A 204-nucleotide genomic window follows, 5' to 3' on the forward strand; every position below is an offset into this window, starting at 1 on the left:
CTGGCTAGGTGCGCCGCATTCACATTGCTTGAGAATATTCATCACAAATCGTCTAAATAAAGCCATATTTTCCACTGCTCCTTCGAGCATTATTCGTGAATTATCTTCTTTGAATACAACATCCAATACATAGTGCTGACTATTTTCAATACGCCAATGCTGCCTGATATAGTGACCCAGTGATTTATGACGAGGTGACATTGA

The 204-nt window shown here is 39.7% G+C and carries 1 protein-coding gene; it reads right to left on the reverse strand.

Annotated elements, in window-relative coordinates:
- Positions 1-204, reverse strand: a 204-nt coding sequence (locus N482_RS05370) for an ISAs1 family transposase (protein WP_155730501.1), incomplete at both ends; no start/stop codon positions are given.

The sequence above is a fragment of the Pseudoalteromonas luteoviolacea NCIMB 1942 genome, from assembly GCF_001625595.1.
GTDB classification, from domain to species: domain Bacteria; phylum Pseudomonadota; class Gammaproteobacteria; order Enterobacterales; family Alteromonadaceae; genus Pseudoalteromonas; species Pseudoalteromonas luteoviolacea_A.